15 protein-coding genes and 2 other annotated features are annotated in these 17,070 nt (G+C 31.3%); all 15 genes read left to right on the forward strand.

The window, feature by feature from the left end:
* The first annotated feature begins 39 nt into the window (after positions 1-39).
* The 15 genes from P3X86_RS18025 to P3X86_RS18095 all read left to right on the forward strand — a co-directional run bounded on the left by P3X86_RS18025 (position 40) and on the right by P3X86_RS18095 (position 17,054).
* Positions 40-1,368: a glucose-6-phosphate isomerase gene (locus tag P3X86_RS18025; protein ID WP_483294120.1), complete on the forward strand. Its 1,329-nt coding sequence runs from the start codon at positions 40-42 to the stop codon at positions 1,366-1,368.
* 67 nt (positions 1,369-1,435) lie between these two features.
* Positions 1,436-1,558: a sequence feature (ribosomal protein L20 leader region), on the forward strand.
* Between the two features lie 41 nt (positions 1,559-1,599).
* On the forward strand, positions 1,600-2,106 hold the full coding sequence (gene infC, locus P3X86_RS18030; RefSeq protein ID WP_483294152.1) for a translation initiation factor IF-3: 507 nt from the start codon (positions 1,600-1,602) through the stop codon (positions 2,104-2,106).
* A 25-nt stretch (positions 2,107-2,131) separates the two neighbouring features.
* Positions 2,132-2,329: a 50S ribosomal protein L35 gene (rpmI, locus tag P3X86_RS18035; protein WP_483294121.1), complete on the forward strand. Its 198-nt coding sequence runs from the start codon at positions 2,132-2,134 to the stop codon at positions 2,327-2,329.
* A 25-nt stretch (positions 2,330-2,354) separates the two neighbouring features.
* Complete coding sequence (gene rplT / locus P3X86_RS18040) at positions 2,355-2,708, forward strand: 50S ribosomal protein L20 (protein WP_483294122.1); 354 nt, start codon at positions 2,355-2,357, stop codon at positions 2,706-2,708.
* Positions 2,709-2,993: 285 nt separating this feature from the next.
* Positions 2,994-4,346, forward strand: a complete 1,353-nt coding sequence (locus P3X86_RS18045; RefSeq protein WP_483294123.1) for a TrkH family potassium uptake protein — start codon at positions 2,994-2,996, stop codon at positions 4,344-4,346.
* 12 nt (positions 4,347-4,358) lie between these two features.
* Positions 4,359-5,009, forward strand: coding sequence for a potassium channel family protein (locus tag P3X86_RS18050; protein ID WP_483294124.1), 651 nt, complete (start codon positions 4,359-4,361; stop codon positions 5,007-5,009).
* A 10-nt stretch (positions 5,010-5,019) separates the two neighbouring features.
* Positions 5,020-5,820, forward strand: a complete 801-nt coding sequence (gene rlmB, locus P3X86_RS18055) for a 23S rRNA (guanosine(2251)-2'-O)-methyltransferase RlmB (protein ID WP_483294125.1) — start codon at positions 5,020-5,022, stop codon at positions 5,818-5,820.
* 100 nt (positions 5,821-5,920) lie between these two features.
* On the forward strand, positions 5,921-6,010 hold the full coding sequence (locus P3X86_RS18060) for a YqzL family protein (protein WP_483294126.1): 90 nt from the start codon (positions 5,921-5,923) through the stop codon (positions 6,008-6,010).
* An 8-nt stretch (positions 6,011-6,018) separates the two neighbouring features.
* Positions 6,019-6,239: a binding site (T-box leader), on the forward strand.
* A gap of 77 nt (positions 6,240-6,316) precedes the next feature.
* Positions 6,317-7,339, forward strand: coding sequence for a phenylalanine--tRNA ligase subunit alpha (gene pheS / locus P3X86_RS18065; RefSeq protein ID WP_483294127.1), 1,023 nt, complete (start codon positions 6,317-6,319; stop codon positions 7,337-7,339).
* Between the two features lie 43 nt (positions 7,340-7,382).
* The gene (gene pheT, locus P3X86_RS18070) at positions 7,383-9,773 is read left to right on the forward strand and encodes a phenylalanine--tRNA ligase subunit beta (RefSeq protein ID WP_483294128.1); all 2,391 of its coding nucleotides are present in this window, start codon (positions 7,383-7,385) and stop codon (positions 9,771-9,773) included.
* 174 nt (positions 9,774-9,947) lie between these two features.
* A complete protein-coding gene (locus P3X86_RS18075; protein WP_483294129.1) occupies positions 9,948-10,331 on the forward strand; it encodes a DUF6608 family protein in 384 nt (127 codons plus the stop codon).
* 199 nt (positions 10,332-10,530) lie between these two features.
* A complete protein-coding gene (locus P3X86_RS18080; protein ID WP_483294130.1) occupies positions 10,531-11,370 on the forward strand; it encodes a GNAT family N-acetyltransferase in 840 nt (279 codons plus the stop codon).
* Positions 11,371-11,651: 281 nt separating this feature from the next.
* Positions 11,652-12,188 carry a cell division protein ZapA gene (locus P3X86_RS18085; protein WP_483294131.1) on the forward strand — a complete coding sequence of 179 codons (537 nt, stop codon included), beginning with the start codon at positions 11,652-11,654 and terminating at the stop codon, positions 12,186-12,188.
* A gap of 30 nt (positions 12,189-12,218) precedes the next feature.
* On the forward strand, positions 12,219-14,663 hold the full coding sequence (locus P3X86_RS18090) for a U32 family peptidase (RefSeq protein ID WP_483294132.1): 2,445 nt from the start codon (positions 12,219-12,221) through the stop codon (positions 14,661-14,663).
* Between the two features lie 12 nt (positions 14,664-14,675).
* Positions 14,676-17,054 (forward strand): endonuclease MutS2, encoded by a 2,379-nt coding sequence (locus P3X86_RS18095; protein WP_483294133.1) that lies wholly within the window; start codon positions 14,676-14,678, stop codon positions 17,052-17,054.
* Positions 17,055-17,070 lie beyond the last annotated feature (16 nt).

Genomic DNA, 17,070 nt, shown 5'->3' on the forward strand with positions numbered 1-17,070 from the left:
TTATACGTTATAATATAATAGGAAGGAGAGGTCTATGAAATGAATAATATATTTTTTGATTATAAATATGCATCAATTAAAGAACATGAACTTGCATATGCAAAAGAGCAAGTATTAGCTGCTCATAAAATGCTTCATGATAAAACAGGAGCAGGAAATGATTTTTTAGGTTGGGTAGATTACCCTATCAATTATGACAAAAAAGAGTTTGACAGAATAAAAGATATAGCAAAAAAGATTAGAAAAGATTCCGATATATTGGTAGTAATAGGTATAGGGGGATCGTATCTAGGAGCTAGGGCTGCAATAGAAGCACTTAGTCATTCCTTTTACAATATGACAGATGATATCAAGATAATATTTGCAGGTAACAATATTAGTGGAAAATACTTAAACGATTTATTAGAGACATTACAGGGCAAAGAAATAAGTGTTAATGTTATATCAAAATCAGGAACGACTACAGAACCAGCGATAGCATTTAGAATAATAAAGAAATACATGCAGGAACGCTATGGAGAAGAAGGAGCAAGAAAAAGGATATATGCAACTACAGACAAATCAAAAGGAGCTCTTAGAGAATTAGCATCTAAGGAAGGTTATGAAACATTTGTTATACCTGACGATGTAGGAGGAAGATTTTCAGTGTTAACTCCTGTAGGATTACTTCCAATAGCAGTAGCAGGGATAGATATAGATGATATGATGAAAGGCGCAAAAGATGCTAGAATAAATTACATGAATGAAGACATAAACGAAAACATGTGTTATAAATATGCAATAGCCAGAAATATGCTACACAAAAAAGGGAAAAACATAGAAGTGTTAGTAAACTATGAACCAAGTATACACTACTTAGCAGAGTGGTGGAAACAATTATTTGGTGAGAGTGAAGGAAAAGATGGAAAAGGCATATTTCCAGCATCGGTAGATTTTTCAACAGATTTACACTCTATGGGGCAGTATTTGCAAGATGGTAGACGTGAACTATTTGAGACTGTTATAAATATAGAAAACTCACATGGTAGCATGAAAATAGAAGCAGATCCAGAGGATTTGGATGGGTTAAACTATCTAGTCGATAAAACCGTAGATTTTGTGAACAGAAAAGCATATGAAGGTACACTTTTAGCTCATATAGATGGAGGTGTTCCTAATCTAATTCTCAATATTCCACAAATGGATGCATATTATTTTGGGCAACTCATATACTTTTTTCAAAAAGCATGTGGTATTAGTGGGTATTTGCTTGGTGTAAATCCATTTGATCAACCTGGGGTAGAGGCATACAAGAAAAATATGTTTGCGCTCCTTGGTAAAAAAGGATACGAAGATTTAAAAGAAGAATTAGAAAATAGGAACAAATAAAAATAAAATTTATAATAAATCATTGACATTTTGTCTAAAATAGAATATACTGTATTAGTGTTAAATAATAATAAAGTAGGAGTTATCCGCTTCTCACCTTATGGCGAGGCTAATAAGGTTAATAATTTAGTTTAGTTTTGTATGCTTATGATGCGGATAATATTTATATTATCCGCTTTTATTATATTATAGAAGAATAAGAGTGTATTTAAATCAAGGAGGTGTCTAAATATTAAAGATCTTCAGATTAACGGACAGATCAAGGAAAGAGAAGTTAGACTAATTGATGCAGAAGGAAATCAATTAGGCATAGTACCAGTTAAGAGAGCGCAAGAATTGGCAGATGAAAAGAAGCTAGATTTAGTAAAGGTTGCACCAAATGCAAAGCCACCTGTTTGTAGGATAATGGATTATGGTAAATACAAATATGAACAGGCGAAAAAAGAAAAAGAGTCCAGGAAAAACCAAAAAATAATTAATATAAAAGAGATTAGACTAACACCAAGAATTGATGAGCATGATATAGTAGTTAAGAGTAATAGAGCAATCAAGTTCTTGGAAAGTGGTAACAAAGTAAAAGTTACAGTTAGATTCAAAGGAAGAGAAATGGGACATACAGCGATAGGTAAAGAAGTATTAGAAAAATTTGCCGAGCTAACTTCCGAAGTAAGTGCTATAGAGAAAAAAGCAAAACTTGAGGGAAGAAATATGATAATGTTCCTAATGCCGAAAAATTAGGTGTAATTGAGAGGAGGATAAAAGCATGCCAAAAATGAAAACTCGTAAAGGAGTTGCAAAAAGATTTAAAAGAACAGGTAGTGGAAAATTAAAGAGAAATAGTAACTTTAAAAATCATATATTAGGAAAAAAGACTTCTAAGAGAAAGAGACAACTTAAAAAATCAAAATTAGTAAGTACAAGTGATTATAAGAGATTAAAGAGCTCATTGCCTTATAATTAAGAAGATGAAAAGGAGGTAAAGACAAATGGCTAGAGTAAAAAAAGCAATTAATGCTAAGAAGAAGCATAAGAAAATATTGAAATTGGCAAAAGGATATTATGGTGCTAAGAGCAAGTTATTCAGACCTGCTAACCAAGCAGTAATGAAATCTCTTAGTTATGCATATACAGGAAGAAAGTTAAAGAAGAGAGATTTTAGAAAGCTTTGGATTTCTAGAATTAACGCAGCAACAAGAATGAATGGAATGTCTTATAGTAAATTCATAAACGGGCTTAAAAAAGCTAACGTTCAAATAAACAGAAAGATGTTATCAGAAATGGCTATATTTGATGCAGAGGGTTTCAAAACATTAGTCGATTTAGCAAAATCTAATATATAACATATAAAAGCTTCGCTGTCGGAGCTTTTTTATAATCTATAACAAAAACTGATAGTATCCTATTAAAATAGGTATAATATAAAAATATATATTGTATACACATTTAAATATTTAATTCGTTACTTTTAAACAATGCAATTAAGTGGTATAATAGTGTAATAATTAAAAGATACCAGATTATTCATAGAAAATTAAATTTGTTCAAACATGATAAGAGAATCAGCGATATTTAAAATTGTATGAATTATCAGGTGGATATGTTCCTATATGATAGAAAGTTAGGGGATGATTAATATAGAGAATAATACGATAGAGAAATTAAAACTGAATCCAGCACAAGTTTTAGTACTTGGATTCGGAGCATTGATACTTATAGGTGCTACATTATTGAATCTACCTATGGCGTCAGTAAGTGGTAAAAGTGTAGGATTTATTGATGCATTATTTACATCTTCATCAGCAGTTTGTGTTACAGGTTTAGTTGTTGTTAATACAGCACTTCATTGGACATTGTTTGGTAAAATAGTCATACTCATACTTATACAAGTTGGAGGGCTAGGATTTATGACTATGGCAACATTAGTTGCCTTGTTACTAGGAAGAAAAATAACATTAAAAGATAGATTGATAATACAAGAAGAATTAAACCAGTTTACACTATCAGGATTAGTTAAGCTGACTAAATACGTCATAATATCGACACTGATGTTAGAAGCACTGGGGGCTTTTTTTCTATCCCTCAAATTCGTTCCAATCTATGGAGTAGCTCAGGGTATTTGGTTTGGAATATTCCACTCTATATCAGCTTTTTGTAATGCAGGTTTTGATATAATAGGAACTAGTATGGAGCTATTTGTAAGTAGTCCAATAGTAAATATAACAATTGGGTTATTGGTAATAATCGGAGGATTAGGTTATACAGTATATATAGATATAACAACACAGAAGAGATTTAAAAGATGGTCTTTACATACCAAGCTTGTTATGATGGTTACAGGTATATTATTGGTATTGGGTTTCTTTGCGATAATGTTTTTAGAATACAACAACCCACAAACATTAGGAGAACTATCTTTTGGTGGTAAAATACTGGCTTCGATCTTTCAATCTATAGTACCTAGAACAGCTGGCTTTAATAGTATAGACATGGGAGCTATAACAAGCACAAGTGCATTTATTATAATCATATTGATGTTTATAGGAGGTTCACCAGGTTCAACAGCGGGTGGAATAAAAACAACTACAATAGGAGCTATCGTATTATCGATTATATCAGTGATACGAGGTAAAAAAGATGTAGAAATACTAAAAAGAAGAGTATCTACAGAGTTAGTGTTTAGAGCAATAGCAGTAACAGGAATTGCATTTAGTATAGTAATATTAGTTACTATGATATTAACAATAACAGAAGCAGGATCGTTCTTAGATATAGTATTCGAGACAGTATCTGCATTTGCTACAGTTGGACTAAGCAGAGGACTCACACCTGAGCTGACAGTAATAGGAAGATTAGTAATAACAGTAACTATGTTTATAGGAAGATTAGGACCATTGACAATGGCATTTGCATTTGCAAAGAAGAGAAATGAAAACAAGGGAGTATACAGATACGCAGAAGAAAGAATAATAGTTGGTTAGGAGTGTGATCAAATGAGACAATTTGTTGTCATAGGATGTGGAAGGTTTGGCACAAGTGTAGCAGAGACACTTTACAGTTTAGGCTATGATGTATTAGCAATAGATAAAAGTGATGAAAGAATACAAGAGATATCAACAAAAGTTACACATGCAGTTCAAGCTGATGCTATAGATGAAAATACACTTAGAACACTAGGTATTAGAAATTTTGACGTTGCAGTAGTTACAATAGGATCAAATATTCAGGCTTCTATAATGGCTACATTGATAGCAAAAGAACTAGGTGTAAAGAACGTAATAGCAAAAGCTCAAAACGAGCTTCATGGTAGAGTATTAGAAAAAGCAGGAGCAGATAGAGTAGTATTCCCAGAGAGAGATATGGGTATGAGAGTAGCAAGAAATCTAGTTTCATCAAACATACTTGACTATATTGAATTTGCGCCAGATTATAGCATAGTAGAGATAAGTGCAATAGAGGAGTGGGAAGGAAAGACGCTTCTAGATTTACAACTACCAATGAAATACGGTATAAATGTAATAGCTATAAAACATGGGCAAGACATAAATATACGTCCATATGCAGAGGACGTAATACAGAATGGTGATATATTAATAGTAATTGGAGATAATAAAGACCTTAAAAAAATAGAAAAAAATAGCTAGGTGTTTATAGATGGATAATATAATAAGTAGCTTAAATAATAAATTAATAAAACAAGTTAGAGCATTAAGTAAAAGAAAAGATAGATGGAAAGAGCAAAAATTTGTAGTAGATGGAATCCGTTCAGTAAGAGAAGCCATAATGAACTCGGCAGAAATAGATTTCTTACTCTACACAAAAGATTTCAAAGATAAACAAGAAGGCATAAAACTACTAGAGTTATGTATAGATAAACAATATAGAGCTTATATGATAGATGATAAGTTGATGAATAATATTACAGAAACAGAGAACCCCCAAGGAATAATTGCAGTAGTTAATTTTAACATTAAGCAAAACGAAATAGAACTAAAACAAGAAAATAATTTTATAATAATATTAGATAGATTACAGGATCCAGGGAATATGGGGTCGATAATCAGAACAGCGGATGCATTGGGAGTAAATGCTATAATATTGACAAAAGGATGTGTCGATTTATACAACCCAAAAACAGTTAGATCGACAATGGGTTCAATATTTCATATTAATATTTCATATTATGAAGATAATAACAAACTAATAGAGAAATTAAAGCAAAAAAATATAAGTATTATGTCAACTGCCCTCGATGCTGATTATAGCTGCTATGATGCAAATTTGAAAAAAAACATAGCATTAATAATAGGAAATGAAGCGCAAGGCGTTAGTGATTATTTTTTAAATTCTTCAGATATTACAGTTAATATTCCTATGAAAGGCAAGGCAGAATCACTAAATGCGGCAATAGCATCTGGAATATTGATGTATGAGGTTTCAAGGCAAAGAAATTAATTAAGGAAATAGATTTTAATAATTAGTTTACATATTGCTTGTAATTTACAATTCTTCGTGCTATAATTTACTTAAATAGTATTGAAGGGGTGTTTATCTTATGTTTGATGCTGAATTGTTTTGGAAATTGTTTAAATTAACTGGTTCGGTAAATGCCTATATACTTTACAAAAAATTAATGTCAAGCTAATACAATATATAAAAGCTATGAAGGAGAGAGTAGGTATTAGAATACTTTTAGAGAGAAAATGCAACTAGCTGGAAGCATTTTTAAGTCCTATAGTACTGAAGTTCACTCTGGAGCTACTTAGTTGAAATAATAGTAAACTTAGTCGGTAATTACCGTTACATTAAATGAGCGATACATCTTTATTGATGTGTTATTTGGGTGGTACCGCGGAGTAACCTTCGTCCCTGTATATTTATGCAGGAACGGAGGTTTTTTTATATTCAGATTATAAATTATTAAATACAACAAAATGAAAGGAGTAATCAAATGAAAGAGAAACTTAACGAAATAAAAAGTATAGCATTAAAAGAAATCAACGAAGCTTCTGATTTAGCACAAGTAGACGCTATAAGAGTTAAATATCTTGGAAAAAAAGGAGAACTTACACAAGTTCTTAGAGGTATGGGGAAGCTATCAAAAGAAGAAAGACCAGTAATAGGAGAGCTTGCAAATGTAGTTAGAAATGAAATAGAGACAGCTATTGTAGAGCTTAAAACTAGATTACAAGAAGCAGAGCTTGCTAAAAAGTTAGACAAAGAAACTATAGATATAACAATACCAAGCAAAGATGTTAAGCTTGGACATCGTCATCCACTTATGAAAACAAAAGAGGAGCTTGAAAATATATTTCTTAATATGGGATTTAGTGTAGTAGATGGCCCAGAGGTAGAGACTGTTTATAATAACTTTGATGCACTGAATGCACCGGAGAACCATCCATCAAGAGATATGACAGATACATTTTATATAACAGATAAAATACTACTCAGAACACAAACATCACCTGTTCAAATAAGAGTAATGAAGCAAGTGAAACCACCAATTAAAATAGTGTCAGCAGGAAGGACATTTAGATCAGATGATGTAGATGATACGCACTCTCCAATGTTCCATCAGCTTGAGTGTTTAGTAGTTGACAAGAATGTTACATTGGCAAATTTAAAACATACAATAGATTTATTTATCAAAGAACTCTTTGGAGAAGGAATGAAAACAAGATTTAGGCCACATGATTTCCCATTTACAGAACCAAGTGCTGAGGTAGATGTATCATGTCATAAATGCAAAGGAGATGGCTGTGATTCATGTAATGGAACAGGCTGGAGTATGGAGCTTCTAGGTTGCGGGATGGTTCATCCAAACGTACTAGAAAACTGTGGTATAGATTCAAAAGAATATAGTGGGTTTGCTTTTGGTTTAGGTATAGATAGAATGACAATGGTTAAATATGGATTAAACGACATTAGACTAATATATGATAATGATATGAGATTTTTAGATCAATTTTAAACTAGGTAGATAAATAAATAACAACAGTAAAGGAGTGTTTTGAATGTTAGTACCAGTTTCATGGTTAAAAGATTATGTTGATATTAATATAGATGAAAAAGAACTAGCAGATAGACTTACAATGTCTGGTTCCCATGTAGATTCAATTATAAACAAAGACAAGGGAATAAAAAATGTAGTAGTAGGTCAAATAAAAAAGATTTGGCAACATCCAAATGCTGATAAGCTAGTAGTGACAACAGTTGATATAGGAAGTAAAGAAGTGCAGATAGTAACAGGAGCAAAAAATATATCAGAAGGTGACTATATCCCAGTATCATTAGTTGGAGCGAAATTAGCAGATGGAACAAAGATAAAAAAGGGTAAGCTAAGAGGAGAAGTATCTGAGGGTATGATGTGTTCACTGATAGAGCTAGGAAAAGATGAACAGTTATTACCAGAGAGTGAGAAGCTAGGCATACACATACTCAAAAAGCCTTATCCATTAGGAATAGATATCAATGAAGTAATTGACTTAGAAGGTTATGTAATAGAATTTGAGATAACACCTAATAGACCAGATTGTCTTAGTATAGTGGGGATGGCAAGAGAGACAGCTGCAACTTTAAATTCAGATATGAAACAAAGAGAGATAAAAATAGAAAAAGAAACAGGAGATATAAGTGAGTATTTAGATGGAGTAGAGATAGAAGATAAAGAGCTTTGTAGAAGATACTATGCAAAAGTAGTAAAGAACGTAAAAATAGAGCCATCACCACAATGGATGCAAAACAGATTGATGGACTGTGGTATGAGACCAATAAACAATATAGTAGATATAACAAACTATGTAATGCTTGAATATGGTCAACCATTACACGCATTTGATGCAAGGATGATAGATAACAAAAAAATAATAGTGCGTAGAGCAAATATTGATGAAAAGATAACAACACTTGACTCAGTAGAGAGAAAATTAAATGATTCAATGTTGGTAATAGCTGATGAAAATAAGGCTATAGCTTTAGCTGGGGTTATGGGAGGAGAAAATAGCGAAATAGTAGAAGATACAAATGCTATAATAATAGAATCAGCAAACTTCAATGGTAGAAACGTAAGACTTACAGCTAAAGAAGTAGGACTAAGAACAGAGGCATCATCGAAATACGAAAAAGATTTAGATCCAGGTTTATCAGAAATAGCTGCATTAAGAGTTTGTCAGCTTATAGAGATGCTAGGGGCAGGAGAAGTAGTAAAAGGATACTATGACGAAAGAGACAAAGACTATCAAGATAAGGTAGTTACCCTAAACCCAGCTAATGCAAATAAACTTTTAGGTTCAGATATACCTACAGAAAAAATGGTAGAAATATTAAACAAGCTAGAACTAAGAGCAGAGTTAAAAGATGGGATAATAAACACAGTAGTTCCTACATTTAGACAGGATATAAATATAGAGACAGATTTAATAGAAGAGGTTGGTAGAATATACGGTTTCCACAATATAGAGCCAAAACCACTACTTGGTGCATTGACAAAAGGGGATAAATCAACACTAAGAAACATAGAAGACGTAATAAAAGATGTACTAACAGGAGCTGGACTAAACGAGATCACAACATATTCATTCATAAGTCCAAAAGCTTATGACAAGATATGTCTTCCAGAGCATAGTATGAAGAGAAAAAGCGTTAAGCTGTTGAATCCACTTGGAGAAGACTATAGTGTAATGAGAACTACACTAATACCAAACTCATTAGAGGTGCTATCTAAAAACTACAAACATGGAGTAGAAAAAGCATATGTTTATGAGGTAGGAAAGATATTTATACAAAAAGGCGAAGTAGCAAGCTTACCATATGAGGCTTCAACGGTTACAATAGGCATGTATAAAGATGTGGATTTCTACAAGCTTAAAGCAGTGGTAGAGTTAGTATTAGAGAGATTAGGCATCAAGGACTATGAATATGAACCAGAGAAACAACACAAATCATTCCATCCAGGAAGAACAGGTAGTATAGTAAAGGGAAATCACGTATTAGGTATACTTGGAGAGATTCATCCAAGCGTATTAAAGAACTATGGAATGAAAGAAAGAGCATATGTTGCAGAGCTTGATATAGAGATGTTAGCGCTACTAAGTAATATGAAGAAAAAATATACACCATTACCTAAATATCCAGCAATCTCAAGAGATATTGCTGTAGTAGTTAGTGATGATGTATTAGTAAAAGACATAGAAAAAGTAATCAATAATAATGGTGGTAAGCTAGTAGAGAGTGTAGCTTTATTTGATATTTACAAAGGCTCGCAGATACCAGAGGACAAGAAAAGCGTTGCGTATTCAATAAAGTACAGATCATACGAAAAGACACTGACAGATGATGATATAGCAAAAGTTCATCAAAAGATACTAGACTCACTTGAGAGAGAGCTTGGTGCTAGTCAAAGATAATAAATAAAATTATAAAAAAATAATCAATTTGTATTTAAATTGGTGTTATTGTTTTTTAAAAATACAGTAATAATTTCAGGATAATTGAGCTACGCTTATATGCGTGGCTCTTTTTTATGAATAAGTAAGACTTTAAGTGAATAATATGAAACAAATGAAAACTTGGGGGGAATTATGAAATTAAAACGGATGTTAACTTTGATTTGTCAGGCATTTACTATTGTAACGTTATTTAGTGGAATTATAAATTTGATAATAGGTAATACAACAGATACACATCTACACATAATCAATCGCTTTATGGTATGTGTAATATGTATATCATCACTATCAGTGTTTATATGGCTTAGGGATAAAACAAAATTTGCCACACTGATACACTATGTAGGTACTTTAATGATTATTCTGTTTTATGTTTGGCTAAACAGTTTTATTGAGGAATTAGGAAAAACAGCTTATAGAGACATTTTCTTAAATTATACAGGTATATATATTGTATTTAGCTTCTATGAAGTTATTAAAAGTAAAATAGTAAATAAACAAGCTAAACATAAATAAAAAATGTATATGGAACTAAATAAAAGCACTGCTTTAAAATAGTGTGTTTTTGTATATAAAGTGAGATATTTGCAGTTTTTTGTTGAATCGATATTATAATAAATGTATAATTTATATAACATTATTTTTTTGGTAAGAGGTATATATTAAAAAATTCTGTGTGGCGATACTTAATAAGAGTAAAAGGAGCGATAAACATATGATAAGAGATTATAAGCAATCAGATATAGAAGAGATAATAAGATTATATACATTAGAATATTTAGCGATGCCAGAGGAAATAGAAAGTCTAGAGAGAGCTACAAAGATTTTAGTATATGAAGATAATGGGATACAAGGATTCATTCGTTTAGCTAGGAGTGGTACTTATTGCTACGTAGAAATGGGGATTGCATCTAACGAACAAATAAAACCAGTGGGTTTAGCACTTTGGGAAGAAGCAAATAAGTTTTTAGTTGAGAATTCAGTAGATTTTATAGAAATATATCATGTAAAAGACAACTTGAATTGGCAAGAATTATTTGATGAAATAGGGTTTGAATATTGGTATTCGATAAATCGTTTTGAATATAAGGGTGATAAATTTAAAGAACCAGAAATATATGTACAAAAGTATGAAGATAGCTACTATGAAGATAAAATCAGACTCGAAAGCGAAGCGTTTACAGCACTAAGAAAAGAAAACGATATAAAGCCATACAACTGGTATTTAAGTGCTAGCAAAGAAGCATTAGAAAGTAGTAGAAAAGAAACACTACAAGAAAAAGAGTACATTTACTTATTCTTAGAAAATGAAAAGATTGTTGGTGTTTCTATGGTTAAAAACGCAGAAATAGAGCTGTTTTTTGTAAGTCTAGAATACCAAGGTAAAGGTTATGGTAGAAAGATATTAGAATATACAGTAAATAGAGGATTAGAACAAAACGAAGATGGAGTTTACTTAAATGCATTGCAAAGTAATGAAAAAGCACAAAATATATATAGGCGACTTGGTTTTAGAGTCATACAATCTCAAGATGCTAGAAGACTAGCAAGGTAAAATATAGAAGTATTTTATGATTTTTAGTTCCATAGAAACCATAAATAAAAATATAAAGAGATAGTACAATGCTATCTTTTTTAATTATAAATATACGCAGTACTACTTTAAAATATCAACATTTTCATAAGAATCTACAATAAAACTATACATAAGCAAGCTAAATGTTATATAATTATAAATATAACTAGATATGCAGGAAAAGTATGTATATTGCAAGAAATATATGAATAATGCTGTGATAAAATAAACATTTTATCTTTTGAAAGAGAGGTTTTGATATGACTGATAAAAATAAAGTCATAGTTAGAATAAATGGACAAGACTATACAGTCATCGGGAAAGAATCAGAAGACTATATTCATTTGATTGCGGAGTATGTAGATTCGATTATGAAAGAGATAATTTCCCAAAATTCTAAGTTACGCCAGTCTATGGCTGGAGTATTAACTGCATTTACTATAGCTGATAAGCTTTATAAAAATGATAAAGAACTTGAAGAGTTAAAAAAAGAGATTAAAGTACCGTTGAATGAGCTTGACTCTGCAAAAAAACAACTAGAATATAATAGTGAAGAAATCACAAAACTAATAGAGCAAAACAAATATTACATACAAAGTAGTGATGATTTAAAAAAAGAAAACGATAAATATCAAAAGAAATGCAAACAACAAGAAGAAACTATTAAATTAAAAGAAGCTGAGCTTGAGAGTTGTCATGAGAAAATAAACCAGCTTCAAAATAAGCTATTTGAAAATCACGTTGAAATGCTACAAACAAAAAAAGAACTTGAAGAATTCAAAAAGCTATATGAATAAAGAGGTTTGCGGTAGGCTTGGGAGGAAAACATGAAAAGAGACATAGAAATATTAGCACCAGTTGGAAGCATGGAATCACTGTATGCAGCAGTCAAAAACGGAGCTAATGCAGTATATTTGGGTGGCAAACTATTCAATGCACGTCAGTATGCATCAAACTTTAACAACGAAGAGATGAAGACTGCAGTCGAGTTAGCTCATCTATGTGGAGTTAGAGTGTATGTGACTTTAAATATACTACTAAACAATGAGGAACTAAAACAAGCGATAGATTATATAATATTCCTTTATAATATAGACGTTGATGCTATTATAGTTCAAGATATGGGGCTAGTTAAGATAGTACAAAAAGTATTGCCAGATTTTGAGTTACATGCAAGCACTCAGATGACCATAAATAACTATAGAGGCGTACAATTTTTAGAAGACTGTGGATTTAAAAGAGTAGTATTAGCTAGAGAAGTAGAGTTTGATGATATAAAAGATATCAAATCCAAAACTCATCTAGAGCTAGAGGGTTTTATTCATGGTGCTCTTTGTGTTTCTTATTCAGGGCAGTGTCTTATGAGTAGCCTTATAGGGCAGAGAAGTGGTAATAGAGGAAGGTGTGCACAGCCATGTAGAATGACATATTCACTAGTAGACTTAGAAAGTGGAGAGTACATAAACGAAAGCTTAATAAATAAATACATATTGAGTTTAAAGGACCTTATGACAATAGAGCAAATAAGACAAATAGTAGATTCAGGGCTTATGTCATTAAAAATAGAAGGAAGAATGAAAAGGCCAGAGTATGTTGCGACTATTGTATCAAAATATAGAAAAGCACTAGATAGAGTATCGAATAAAGGATTAGAAAATATAACATCCCAAGATATCAAAGAAATGAAGCAAGCATTTAACAGAGGCTTCACAAAGGGATTTATATTAGGTGAAAAATCTCCAAATATGGTATCACTAGATAGAGCAAATAATAAAGGTATATATCTTGGTATCGTCACAAGAGTAAAAAAGGATAGATATATAACCATAAAATTAGATGAAGATTTACACAAGGGAGACGGTATACAGTTTGTAGATGAAGGAATGGAAAGCAAAGGAATGAAAATCAATAAGATAACTGTAGGTGGAAAAGTAACAGATCATGCAAAAAGAGGTAAATCGGTCGATATTCCTTATATATCAGGTGTGTATGCCTCATCAAAAGTTATGAAAACTTCTGATTATCTTCTAAATCAAAAAGCAGCAGATACTTATAAAGATATTAAAACCAATAAAACAAAATCACTCAATCTATTCATAAAACTCAAAAAAGGAGAAACCCCGGTACTAACAGCATGTGATGATAATAATAACTATGTACAAGTAAATAGTGACTATATAATAGAAGAAGCAAGAAACAAACCAACTACAGCTGATATTATAAATAAACAGCTAAGTAAAGCAGGAAATAGTATATTTACCATAGATGAAATAAACATAGATATGGATGATAACATAATAGTACCTGTTAGTAAGCTCAATCAACTTAGAAGGGAAGCTATAGAAAAATTAGAAAATATAAATGCTAACTTTAATAAAAGAAAAATCATAAATGTAAGTAAAATCAATAAAGAAGAACTTCTAAAGCTAAAAAATAACGATAAAAAAAGTAGTAAAAAACTTTCAATTTCAGTAAATACATTATTACAATTAAAACAGTTAGATTTAACTAAAGTTGATAGGTTGTATGTTAGATATTTTGATGGATTAGATGAATATTTGATGGAGCATATAAAAGATATAGAAGTTTATATAAGAACTGATAGAATCATATCAAACAATCAGATAGACTCTGTAGTTGATAAAATAACAAAAATTAAAAACATAGATGGTATTTGTGTATCAAATTATGGGATGCTTAATGCCTTAAAAAATACAGATTATATATTACACATAGACGAGGGCTTTAATATTTTCAATAACTATTCAATCGATTATCTAAGTAACTATAGAGCAAATAGCTTTACATATTCGCTAGAACTTTCATTAGAGCAAATCAAAGAAATGTCAAACCATACAATTAGCTGTAGCGAATCAGTAGTGTATGGCTATTATCAGACTATGATAACAAAATATTGCCCTATTTCTAAAGTCATAAAATGTACAGATTGTAATCAGTGTACAGGTAAAAAACTAGGGCTTAAAGATAGAATAGGAAAGATATTCCCATTTAGGAGAAATGGTGATTATACAATAATATATAATAGCGAACCATTGATGATGTTAGAGTATTTACATGAATTTAAAAATATGAATGTAGATTATCTTAGATTAGATTTTACAATAGAAGATAGTGGTATTAGAGAAATACAGACAATGTATTACGACTATCTAAATAGTTTTTGTGATAAACAGGAATTAAAAGAATTCGTTAAAGAGTTTAAAAAGAAGACGCAAATTACAAAAGGACATTATTATAGAGGTGTATTATAAGGAGAAAGAAAAATGAATGAGAGAGCATTAAGAGTATTAGAATATCAGAAGATAATTTCTATGCTAGAGGATAAAGCTGCTTCAAGCATAGGTAAAGAGATGGTAAAAGAATTAAAACCATCATCTGAATACGAAATTGTTAAAACAATGCAACAAGAAACTAATGAAGCAATGAATGTACTTTTAAAAAGAGGAACTCCGCCATTAGGAGGAGTAAGAGACATAAATAATCAGCTTAGGAGAGCCAAAATAGGCGCAGTATTATCACCAAAGGGATTGATATATACAGCCGATTTACTCAGAGCAGCTAGGAGAGTAAAGTCATTTATCAGCAATGATAAAGGGGATAAAAGAAGTCATTATCAATTAATAGAGAGTTTAATTGAGCAGTTACACGAATACAAGGATATTGAGGATAGTATATATAATGCAATAATTTCAGAAGAAGAAATATCAGATAATGCGAGTAATAAACTTAGATCATTGAGAAGAAAAATAGAGCTTAAAAAGCAGTCAATAAGAAGTAAACTATCATCAATAATAAATTCAACCCAAAACAAAAAATACTTGCAAGATAGCCTAGTAACAATGAGGAATGATAGATTTGTTGTACCAGTAAAACAAGAATACAGGTCACAGTTTGGTGGGATGATACACGATCAATCATCGAGTGGAGCAACATTGTTTGTAGAGCCTATGGTAATAGTGAATATGAACAATGAATTAAATAAACTAAAATTAGATGAAGAAGAAGAAATAAAAAGAATACTTAGTGAGCTATCGGCTATGGTGTCAGAAATAGTTGACCAATTACACAAGAACATGAAGATACTTGCTAAGATAGATTTTATATTTGCAAAAGGGCATCTAGCAATAGACATGGATGGAGTAAATCCTAAATTAAACAAAGACGGTTATGTGTCAATGAAAAAAGCAAGACATCCATTGATTGACAAAAAAGAAGTAGTGCCTATAGACATTTATGTAGGCAAAGAGTTTACTTCATTAGTGATAACAGGGCCAAATACAGGTGGTAAAACAGTAACATTAAAGACAATAGGTTTAATGACACTTATGGCTCAAGCAGGTTTACACTTACCAGTAGCATCGGGTAGTACAATAAATGTGTTTGAAGATGTATTTGCAGATATAGGAGATGAACAAAGTATAGAGCAAAGCTTAAGTACATTTTCAGCGCATATGACAAACATAATAGACATACTTAAACATGTTAAGCATAACTGCTTGGTGTTATTTGATGAACTAGGAGCAGGAACTGATCCAGTTGAAGGTGCAGCATTAGCGATATCTATACTAGAGCATCTAAATAAAAGAGATATAAGAACAGTAGCAACCACTCACTATAGTGAATTAAAGCTTTATGCTTTAAGCAATGATAAAGTACAGAACGCAGCTGTTGAGTTTAATGTAGAGACACTAAGTCCTACATATAAGCTATTAATAGGGGTTGCAGGTAAATCAAATGCATTTGAAATTAGTAAAAGACTGGGACTACCAGATTTCATAATAGATGGCGCTAAAGGCCAGATATCAGGAGAAAATATACAATTTGAAGATATCCTATCAGATATAGAGAAGGATAGAGTAAAGGCACTAAAAAACAGAGAAGAATCACAAATGCTAAAAGAAGAAGTAAGACAGCTAAAAGAAGAGCTTATAAATCAAAAAGAGAAAATTACTAAGATTAAGAGAGATGCTCAAAAAAATGCAAAAGTAGAAGCTAGAAAAATACTAGCTGAGGCAAAAGAAGAAGCAGAGAGTATTATAAAAGGAATACAAAAAATATCAACTGATATAGAAAAAGAACATAGAAAGAAATTACAAGAGTCAAAAGATAAGCTTAAAACTAAGATTGATAAAATAAATTCGCAGCTTACAGAGGATGTGCTTAATGTACCAAACTACAAGCCACCAAAGAGTTTATCTATTGGAGATACAGTTAAAGTTGTAAATCTGAATCAGATAGGTACAGTTATTGAGCTTCCTGACGAGAGTGGAAATGTGTTAGTACAGGTAGGGATAATGAAAGTAAAAATAAATCTTTCAAATCTCCAACTTGCAAAAAACGAAGAAAACAAGGATATAGTAAAATCAACTAAGAAATTCATAAAGAGTAAAACCAGAGGAGTAAAAATGAATATAGATATCCGAGGAAAAACCATAGAGGAAGCTATGTTAGATGTAGATAAGTATTTAGATGATGCATATATATCCAATTTAGGTATGGTAACAATAATACATGGAAAAGGAACAGGAGCATTAAGACAAGGGATTAGACAACTGTTAAAAAGCCATAAACATGTGAAAACCTATAAACAAGGTGCGTTTAGCGAGGGTGGAACAGGAGTTACAGTAGTCGAGCTGAATTAGCGAAAGGAGACAGAAA

The organism is Abyssisolibacter sp. ZYX002, from assembly GCF_056892235.1.

What these genes read in the sequence shown, in the direction of transcription:
- P3X86_RS18025 (WP_483294120.1), top strand. Translation starts at nt 40, where the DNA reads ATGAATAATATATTTTTTGATTATAAATATGCATCAATTAAAGAACAT.
- rpmI (WP_483294121.1), top strand. Translation starts at nt 2,132, where the DNA reads ATGCCAAAAATGAAAACTCGTAAAGGAGTTGCAAAAAGATTTAAAAGA.
- rplT (WP_483294122.1), top strand. Translation starts at nt 2,355, where the DNA reads ATGGCTAGAGTAAAAAAAGCAATTAATGCTAAGAAGAAGCATAAGAAA.
- P3X86_RS18045 (WP_483294123.1), top strand. Translation starts at nt 2,994, where the DNA reads ATGATTAATATAGAGAATAATACGATAGAGAAATTAAAACTGAATCCA.
- P3X86_RS18050 (WP_483294124.1), top strand. Translation starts at nt 4,359, where the DNA reads ATGAGACAATTTGTTGTCATAGGATGTGGAAGGTTTGGCACAAGTGTA.
- rlmB (WP_483294125.1), top strand. Translation starts at nt 5,020, where the DNA reads ATGGATAATATAATAAGTAGCTTAAATAATAAATTAATAAAACAAGTT.
- P3X86_RS18060 (WP_483294126.1), top strand. Translation starts at nt 5,921, where the DNA reads ATGTTTGATGCTGAATTGTTTTGGAAATTGTTTAAATTAACTGGTTCG.
- pheS (WP_483294127.1), top strand. Translation starts at nt 6,317, where the DNA reads ATGAAAGAGAAACTTAACGAAATAAAAAGTATAGCATTAAAAGAAATC.
- pheT (WP_483294128.1), top strand. Translation starts at nt 7,383, where the DNA reads ATGTTAGTACCAGTTTCATGGTTAAAAGATTATGTTGATATTAATATA.
- P3X86_RS18075 (WP_483294129.1), top strand. Translation starts at nt 9,948, where the DNA reads ATGAAATTAAAACGGATGTTAACTTTGATTTGTCAGGCATTTACTATT.
- P3X86_RS18080 (WP_483294130.1), top strand. Translation starts at nt 10,531, where the DNA reads ATGATAAGAGATTATAAGCAATCAGATATAGAAGAGATAATAAGATTA.
- P3X86_RS18085 (WP_483294131.1), top strand. Translation starts at nt 11,652, where the DNA reads ATGACTGATAAAAATAAAGTCATAGTTAGAATAAATGGACAAGACTAT.
- P3X86_RS18090 (WP_483294132.1), top strand. Translation starts at nt 12,219, where the DNA reads ATGAAAAGAGACATAGAAATATTAGCACCAGTTGGAAGCATGGAATCA.
- P3X86_RS18095 (WP_483294133.1), top strand. Translation starts at nt 14,676, where the DNA reads ATGAATGAGAGAGCATTAAGAGTATTAGAATATCAGAAGATAATTTCT.